General features: G+C 57.6%; 5 protein-coding genes. 3 read left to right on the top strand and 2 right to left on the bottom strand.

The window, feature by feature from the left end; translation table 11 throughout:
* The coding region (locus tag BMZ43_RS25740; RefSeq protein ID WP_143075344.1) for a transposase at positions 1-296 on the bottom strand (296 nt) is incomplete at its 3' end.
* Positions 297-495: 199 nt separating this feature from the next.
* Positions 496-1,839 carry an OprD family porin gene (locus BMZ43_RS25735; protein WP_093257813.1) on the bottom strand — a complete coding sequence of 448 codons (1,344 nt, stop codon included), beginning with the start codon at positions 1,837-1,839 and terminating at the stop codon, positions 496-498.
* Positions 1,840-2,243: 404 nt separating this feature from the next.
* On the opposite strand from BMZ43_RS25735, the gene BMZ43_RS25730 reads away from it, so the two are divergent.
* The 3 genes from BMZ43_RS25730 to BMZ43_RS25720 all read left to right on the top strand — a co-directional run bounded on the left by BMZ43_RS25730 (position 2,244) and on the right by BMZ43_RS25720 (position 8,020).
* The gene (locus BMZ43_RS25730) at positions 2,244-3,515 is read left to right on the top strand and encodes a TolC family protein (RefSeq protein WP_143075343.1); all 1,272 of its coding nucleotides are present in this window, start codon (positions 2,244-2,246) and stop codon (positions 3,513-3,515) included.
* Between the two features lie 68 nt (positions 3,516-3,583).
* Complete coding sequence (locus BMZ43_RS25725) at positions 3,584-4,834, top strand: efflux RND transporter periplasmic adaptor subunit (RefSeq protein ID WP_004576054.1); 1,251 nt, start codon at positions 3,584-3,586, stop codon at positions 4,832-4,834.
* A 24-nt stretch (positions 4,835-4,858) separates the two neighbouring features.
* Entirely contained in the window at positions 4,859-8,020 is a 3,162-nt protein-coding gene (locus BMZ43_RS25720; protein WP_004576055.1) for a CusA/CzcA family heavy metal efflux RND transporter, read from the top strand.
* Positions 8,021-8,408 lie beyond the last annotated feature (388 nt).

The raw sequence follows: 8,408 nt of genomic DNA, 5'->3' as shown, positions 1-8,408 counted from the left end.
GGGATTGGCGCGCTCAGCGTCAGGCGTGCGAACTGGCGCATGGGCGTGATTTCGTAGAGCGCTTCTTCCATGGCCGGGTCGCTCAGGGAGAACCAGTTCTGCAACAGATGGATGCGCAGCATGGTTTCCAGAGGATAGGGTTTTCTACCGCCGCCGGCCTTGGGGTAGAACGGTTCGATCAGCTCCAGCAGGCCTGCCCAGGGCACCACCTGATCCATTTCGGCGAGGAAGCGCTCTCGGCGGGTTTGCTTGCGCTTGCCGGCGTACTCAAAGTCGGAAAAGCTCATCTGGCTCATGGGCGGCTCGGATCAGGTGTTGCGGGGATTCTCGCATAACTGAAGGCTTGTTCGGAGATTCCCTAGGCAAAAAAAAGGCGCCCAATGGGCGCCAAATATCCACCTTTTACCAAAGGAGCACTTAAGCCACTCAAGGTGAATTCGTAATGCTCGTTTTACTAATAGGACCAGCTAAGGAATAACTGGTCCAGTTAGCGAATTACAGAATCGAAAGCGGGTACTCGATGATTACACGAGTTTCATCCAGATCCGATTCGAATGCAGTAGCACGCGTGGTTGCCTGGCGCAACCGGAAGGACAAGTCTTTTGCCGGACCGGTTTGGACAACGTATTTGACTTCGACGTCACGCTCCCAACGCTTCTGATTGTCGAGCGGGTTGCCGTTGTCGTCGGTGCGCATGTAGAACTGGTTAGCGTTCGAGTAATCCGCGCCCGAGCCTCTGGCGTAGCGGGTCATGAACGTCAGGCCTGGAATGCCGTAGCTGGTGAAGTTCAGGTCATAGCGCAGCATCCAGGAACGCTCTTTCGGCGAGTTGAAGTCGCTGTACTGGATGGAGTTGTCGACGAAAATCGAGTCCGACTGACGCAGATAGTCGAAATCGTCGTCGCCGTTGTTGCGCTGGTGCGACAGGGCCAGGGTGTGAGCACCGTAACGCACGCCGACCTTGGCACTCCAGATGTTGTTGTCGAATTCACCCAGGCGCTTCTTACCTTCATCTACGGCTTTGTAGTAGTTGAAGCCACCGATCAGAGCCAGATCGTCGCTCAGCGGGTAAACAACGCTGGTACCGGCGTAGTACTGATTCCAGACGTCTTTCAGCTGGCTGGCGTAGACGCTCACAGTCCAGTTGTCGTTGATCGAGTAGTCACCACCACCGTAACCGATCCATGGCGAGTTGACCGGGCCGCCGTAGAAGGTCACGAAGTTGTCGTTCAGGTCACTGGAGACTGGCTGGCTCATGGCGTGCAGTCGACCACCCTGAAGGGTGAGGCCTTGGATGCTGGTGTTCTCAACGGTCACGCCGCGGAAGCTTTCTGGCAGCAGGCGAGAGTCACCGGATGCAACGACCGGAGTCGATGGGAAAACATCACCCACTTTCACGATGGTATCGAACAAGCGGACTTTGGCTGCGCCGCCGACCTTGGTGTATTCGTCGCGAGCTTCGCCCTTGTTATCAACGGGTAGCACATCGAAGGAGCTACGGCCGCCGTTGCGGCCATCACCGGTGTCGAGCTTGAGGCCGATCATGGCGAAGGCATCAACGCCAAAGCCAACAGTACCCTGGGTAAACCCAGAGTTGAATTTGCTGATGATCGCGTGCGCCCAGGCTTCGGAGTAGCCGTTGGTATTGCCCTTGCCACTGTTGTAAGTGGGGGCCGAGCTGTCGCGATTATCACGGTTGAAGTAGAAGTTACGGTTCAGCACTGTAAGGCTGCTGCCTTCAATGAAGCCTTCTGGCTTGTCTTCAGCCTGTGCCGAAACAGCATAGCTTCCAGACAGCGCAGAAACTGCCGCCAAATACAGTGGTACTTTGATTTTCATCCGATGCTCCTTTGATTCACGGCAGTTTTTATTATGTTTACCTGCGCGGGTGTCGTTAATTGTTCTGACCCGGCGGCGCGCCTAGCGTAGCGCGAGCTCATATTTGCAGGCCGAAGATAACGGGAGGGTGATAGAACAATTACAATTTCGTCATCTGTCCGTTATTTGGCACCTTCGCGCCGCGTGTTTGCCATCTCCGTTGCTTGTAACGAAATCCTAGTACCGGGTTAGATTTCCCAGTATTTACGGGCATTACAGCGCTTTCTTACGAAATTGTAATTTTCTAGCCACCCCTCTGATAGCTACCGCTCTTTAGAGTGCCATCACCTAATCAAGTGGGGCTTGGCAGCTGTTTCGGCGTTCTCGCCAAGCTTTATCGAAGTTTGTGCACGAGGACCATCAAAGTGCCCCGGTATAACCGCAATGTCTTATCCAAGACCTCTGTCTCGCCCTGGAAGATCGCTGCACTCTGTGCAGTCATTTCTGGACTGATGGCACCTGCAGCTCTTGCCCAAAGCATCAGCTTGCCCCAGGCGCTTTCGACGGCCATGGATGCCAACCCTGACCTGGCCGCGGCCCGGCAAGAGATTGGGATCGCTGATGGTGCTCGCAAGCAGGCCGGGCTTATCCCCAACCCCACTATTTCGTTCGACGTAGAAGACACCCGTCGTAACACCAGCACGACGACCGTGTCGCTTAGCCAGACCCTGGAACTGGGTGGCAAGCGGGGAGCTCGTGTTGACGTCGCCACTTACGGGCAGACCGCCGCACAGCTGGAGTTGGACCGTCGCGTGAACGGTCTGCGTGCAGACGTCGTGCAGGCCTTTTACGCCGCATTGCGGGCCCAGACAGGCCTTGACCTGGCCAAGCAATCTCTCGAACTGACTGAGCGCGGTCTCCGCATCGTCGATGGCCGTGTTCGCGCAGGTAAATCGTCTCCGGTAGAAGCCACCCGTGCCCAGGTGCAACTGGCCGAGGCCAAGCTGCAAGTTCGACGCGCCGAAACAGAGAAAGCAACCGCTTACCAACAGCTCGCTCAAATTACGGGCAGCTCAGTCACCGTGTTTGATCGACTCGAATCGCCAACCCTATCTCCGGGCTTGCCGCCTCGTACTGAAGATCTACTGGCAAAGCTCGACCAGACCGCAGAAATGCGCCAGGCCGTGGTACAGATCGACAAGAGCGATGCCTCGCTCCGCTCAGAGAAAGCTCAGCGTATCCCGAACCTTACTGTCAGCGTAGGTAGCCAGTACGACCGCTCTGTACGAGAGCGAGTCAACACTGTTGGCCTGTCTATGCCTTTGCCGCTGTTTGATCGCAACCAGGGCAACATCCTTTCCGCTTCTCGACGTGCAGATCAGGCCCGAGACCAGCGCAATGCCGTGGAGCTGCGCCTGCGCACCGAAACCCAAACCGCGTTGAACCAGTGGTCCACCGCCATGCAGGAGGTCGAGTCCTACGACAAGACCATTCTGCCGTCAGCCCAACAAGCCGTAGAGACAGCAACCCGCGGCTTCGAGATGGGCAAATTCGGCTTCATCGAAGTGCTGGATGCCCAGCGCACCTTGATCGTCGCTCGTGGCCAATACCTCGAATCGTTGGCAGCGGCGACCAATGCGCGTGCGCAGGTGGAAAGGGTTTATGGCGAAGTCGGCTCAACTGCCGGCGCTCGCTGAACGGGCCAAACATTTTCTTCGGCACACAGCCTTGAACAAGCCGGTGCCTACGATTAGCAGGAGTAGCAATGGATAACAAACGCAAGATCGCCCTCGCGGTAGCCGCTGTGGCAGCCCTCGGATTTGGCAGCCTTGCCTGGAACAACAGTTCCGGACAGCAGGCCGCCAGTACCGCCGAGCATGGCGCTAACGATGGTCATGGCGACGAAAAGAAAGCCGCATCTGCCGCCAAAGAGGAAGGTGATGAGGGCCATGGTGAAGAAGGTCACAGCGAAGAGGGTGGTGAAGAAGAGGGCAAGCTGAGGCTCAGCGCTGAACAGATCAAGGCAGCCGGCGTTGCTCTCGAAGCTGCAGCACCCCGTGACTTGGGTACAGTCGTGAGCTTCCCGGGCGAAATTCGCTTCGATGAAGACCGGACCGCCCACGTAGTTCCTCGTGTTCCTGGCGTTGTTGAGACTGTCCAAGCCGATCTGGGTGAGACGGTCAAAAAGGGTCAGGTCCTCGCTGTAATCGCCAGCCAGCAGATCTCTGACCTGCGCAGCGAACAACAGGCCGCACAGCGTCGCGTCGAACTGGCGCGTGTGACCTTCGAGCGTGAGAAGCAGCTGTGGCAGGACAAGATTTCCGCAGAGCAAGACTACCTCCAAGCACGCCAAGCGCTGCAAGAAGCGGAGATCTCCTTGGCCAACGCCAAGCAGAAGGTCGGTGCGATCGGTGCTTCGGTTAACTCCGTTGGCGGTAATCGTTACGAACTCCGAGCCCCTTTCGACGCCGTGGTGGTGGAGAAACACCTGACCGTTGGCGAAGTCGTCAGCGAGGCGACCAACGCCTTCATCCTTTCCGACCTGAATCAGGTCTGGGCAACCTTCGCCGTCCCGCCTACAGATCTGGGCAAAGTCACGACTGGTCGTGCGGTGAAAGTCTCTTCGCCTGACATGAACGTCGAGGTCGAAGGGAAGGTGGGTTATGTCGGGAGCCTGCTGGGCGAGCAAAACCGTGCAGCTACTGTCCGCGTCACCTTGACCAACCCCAACGGTGCCTGGCGTCCAGGCCTGTTCGTGAACATTGCGGTCACTTCCCAAACCGATCGAGTTGCCGTAGCGGTCCCTGAGCACGCAGTGCAGACCGTTGAAGACAAACCCTCGGTATTCGTACGCACCCCAGATGGGTTTGACACCCGCCCGGTAAAACTGGGTCGTCGCGATAATGGGTACGTGGAAGTCATCGACGGTATTGAAGCCGGCGCCCAGGTAGCAACCAGTGGCAGCTTCACACTCAAGTCCGAGCTCGGCAAAGCTTCTGCCGAACACGGTCACTGATGCGAACTGACAGGATGATTTCTCATGTTTGAACGTATCATCAGATTCGCCATCGAGCAGCGCATCGTAGTAATGATCGCTGTTCTGATCATGGCGGGTATCGGTATCTACAGCTATCAAAAGCTGCCCATTGATGCGGTACCCGATATCACCAACGTCCAGGTGCAGATCAACACTGCAGCGCCTGGCTATTCGCCGTTGGAAACCGAACAACGGATCACGTTTCCAGTTGAAACAGCAATGGCCGGTCTCCCGGGCCTTCAGCAGACCCGTTCCCTGTCTCGCTCTGGCCTGTCTCAGGTCACCGTGATCTTCAAGGATGGCACTGACATCTTCTTTGCCCGTCAGCTGATCAACGAGCGACTGCAGGTTGCGAAGGAACAGCTGCCAGATGGCGTGGAAGCTGTCATGGGGCCTGTTTCCACCGGTCTCGGTGAGATCTTCCTGTGGACCGTTGAAGCCGAAGATGGCGCGGTCAAAGAGGACGGTACGCCGTACACCCCGACCGACCTGCGCGTGATCCAGGACTGGATCATCAAGCCTCAGCTGCGCAACGTCCCGGGTGTGGCCGAGATCAATACCATCGGCGGCTATGCCAAGCAGTTCCTGGTTGCGCCGGATCCAAAGCGCCTGGCTACCTACAAGCTGACCCTCAATGACCTGGTTGCAGCGTTGGAAAGTAACAACGCCAACGTCGGCGCCGGCTACATCGAACGTAATGGTGAGCAGTTGCTCATCCGTGCGCCCGGCCAGGTAGGCAACATCGACGACATAGCCAACATCGTGATCACCAGTGTGGATGGTGCACCGATTCGTATCAGCAGCGTTGCTGACGTCAGCATCGGTAAAGAGCTCCGTACAGGTGCTGCTACTGAGAACGGCCGCGAAGTCGTGCTCGGTACCGTGTTCATGCTGATTGGTGAAAACAGCCGCACCGTATCTCAAGCTGTCGCCGCCAAACTGGCGGACATCAACCGCACCCTGCCAAAGGGCGTGGTGGCCGTGACCGTTTACGACCGTACCAACCTGGTTGAAAAAGCCATCGCGACGGTGAAGAAGAACCTGGTGGAAGGTGCGATTCTGGTAATCGCCATTCTGTTCCTGTTCCTCGGCAACATCCGTGCGGCACTGATCACCGCGATGGTGATTCCGCTGTCCATGCTGTTCACCTTCACAGGCATGTTCAACAACAAGGTCAGTGCCAACTTAATGAGTTTGGGGGCACTCGACTTCGGCATCATCGTCGACGGTGCCGTGGTTATTGTAGAAAACGCGATCCGTCGACTGGCTCATGCGCAGCATAAGCATGGCCGCATGCTCACCAAAACTGAACGCTTCCACGAGGTCTTTGCCGCGGCGCGAGAAGCTCGCCGGCCGCTGATCTTCGGTCAGCTGATCATCATGGTGGTTTACCTGCCGATCTTCGCCCTCACCGGCGTCGAAGGCAAAATGTTCCACCCGATGGCCTTCACCGTTGTGATGGCGCTGTTGGGTGCAATGATCCTGTCTGTTACCTTTGTTCCTGCAGCTATTGCCATGTTCGTCACTGGCAAGGTGAAGGAAGAAGAAGGTGTGGTCATGCGCACAGCTCGACTGCGCTATGAGCCGGTTCTTCAATGGGTGCTGGGACATCGGAACATCGCTTTCTCGGCCGCAGTAGCCTTGGTCGTACTGAGCGGCGTGCTGGCAAGTCGTATGGGTAGCGAGTTCATCCCAAGTCTCAGTGAGGGTGACTTTGCGATGCAGGCCATGCGTGTGCCTGGAACGAGCCTCACTCAGTCCGTCGAGATGCAGCAGCGTCTGGAGAAAGCGGTAATAGCGCAGGTGCCTGAAGTCGAGCGTATGTTCGCACGTTCGGGTACCGCGGAAATTGCATCTGACCCGATGCCACCGAACGCCTCCGACGCCTACATCATGCTCAAGCCTCAGGATCAGTGGCCTAACCCCAAGAAGCCTCGCGATGAGCTGATTGCTGAGGTGCAGAAGGCTGCAGCGGGTGTTCCAGGAAGCAACTACGAGTTGTCGCAGCCAATCCAACTGCGTTTCAACGAGCTGATTTCGGGCGTGCGTAGTGACGTCGCTGTGAAGGTCTTCGGCGATGACATGGACGTACTCAACAATACCGCCAACAAGATCGCGGCAGCGCTCAAAGCGGTACCGGGCTCGTCGGAAGTGAAAGTTGAGCAGACATCCGGCCTGCCGGTGCTGACAATCAACATCGACCGCGAGAAAGCAGCACGCTACGGCCTGAACATCGCGGATGTTCAGAACTCGATCGCTATCGCCGTGGGTGGTCGCCAGGCCGGCACGCTGTATGAGGGCGACCGTCGGTTCGACATGGTAGTGCGCCTGCCTGAGACCGTTCGCACCGACGTAGCGGGGATGTCCAGTTTGCTGATTCCGGTGCCTGCCAATGCGGCTCAGGGTGCCAACCAGATCGGTTTCATCCCGCTGTCGCAGGTCGCTAATCTGGACCTGCAACTGGGCCCGAACCAAATCAGCCGCGAGAACGGCAAGCGTCTAGTAATCGTCAGCGCCAACGTTCGAGGCCGTGACCTGGGATCCTTCGTTGAGGAGGCGACCGCTTCGCTGGATCAGAAGGTGCAAATCCCTGCGGGCTACTGGACGACTTGGGGTGGCCAGTTCGAGCAGCTGCAGTCGGCTGCCAAACGGCTGCAGATCGTTGTTCCAGTCGCCTTGCTGCTGGTCATGACCTTGTTGTTCCTGATGTTCAACAACCTGAAGGACGGCATGCTGGTCTTCACCGGTATTCCATTCGCACTCACCGGTGGTGTCGTGGCGTTGTGGCTGCGGGACATCCCTCTGTCGATCTCGGCAGGTGTCGGCTTCATTGCACTGTCCGGAGTTGCAGTACTGAACGGCCTGGTGATGATTGCCTTCATCCGCGGGCTAAGGGAGGAAGGGCGAACGCTCAGGCAGGCAGTCGATGAAGGTGCATTAACCCGTCTGCGACCTGTTCTGATGACTGCCTTGGTGGCGTCCCTGGGCTTCATCCCGATGGCCCTGGCCACCGGTACCGGTGCAGAAGTTCAGCGGCCTCTGGCGACGGTGGTGATTGGCGGGATCTTGTCTTCCACCGCGCTGACGTTGCTGGTACTGCCAGCCCTGTATCACTGGGCGCACCGCAAGGATGAAGATGGTGAGGAGGCTGAGGCGGTTAGCTGATAGCCGCCGCTAAAGAGAAGCCCACAACACGCGTTGTGGGCTTTTTTGTGTGCGCCAGGCATGGCGCGTTGCGCGTAAGCGCAACCCGCTTGGCTGTGGTGGCCAGGCGGGTGACTTGGAGGTGAAAGTCCTCTACACACCCGGCAAGGGGAAGTGTTAGCCAGAGGCAAGGGTGTCGCAGGTGACTGCGAATCTGAAGGAAGCCCGAGGCAAAATGCTGGCCTGACGAACAGGAAGCGGATAGAGGCGGCACAGCGGGGTGAGGTGGCACAAATCGCCAAAGCCCGATACTTGCACGGAACGCTGTGACGTAGATCCGACAGGCATAAGCAGGAAGGTCGCGCGAATTACCCTGGGAGATCTGCACGTTTGCCACTGTGCTACCGAA

The sequence above is a fragment of the Pseudomonas sp. Snoq117.2 genome (genome assembly GCF_900110545.1).
In the GTDB taxonomy this organism is placed as follows: Bacteria; Pseudomonadota; Gammaproteobacteria; order Pseudomonadales; family Pseudomonadaceae; genus Chryseomonas; species Chryseomonas benzopyrenica.
This window is presented reverse-complemented; position numbering and strand designations above follow the sequence as displayed.

What these genes read in the sequence shown, in the direction of transcription:
- BMZ43_RS25735 (WP_093257813.1), bottom strand. Translation starts at nt 1,839, where the DNA reads ATGAAAATCAAAGTACCACTGTATTTGGCGGCAGTTTCTGCGCTGTCT.
- BMZ43_RS25725 (WP_004576054.1), top strand. Translation starts at nt 3,584, where the DNA reads ATGGATAACAAACGCAAGATCGCCCTCGCGGTAGCCGCTGTGGCAGCC.
- BMZ43_RS25720 (WP_004576055.1), top strand. Translation starts at nt 4,859, where the DNA reads ATGTTTGAACGTATCATCAGATTCGCCATCGAGCAGCGCATCGTAGTA.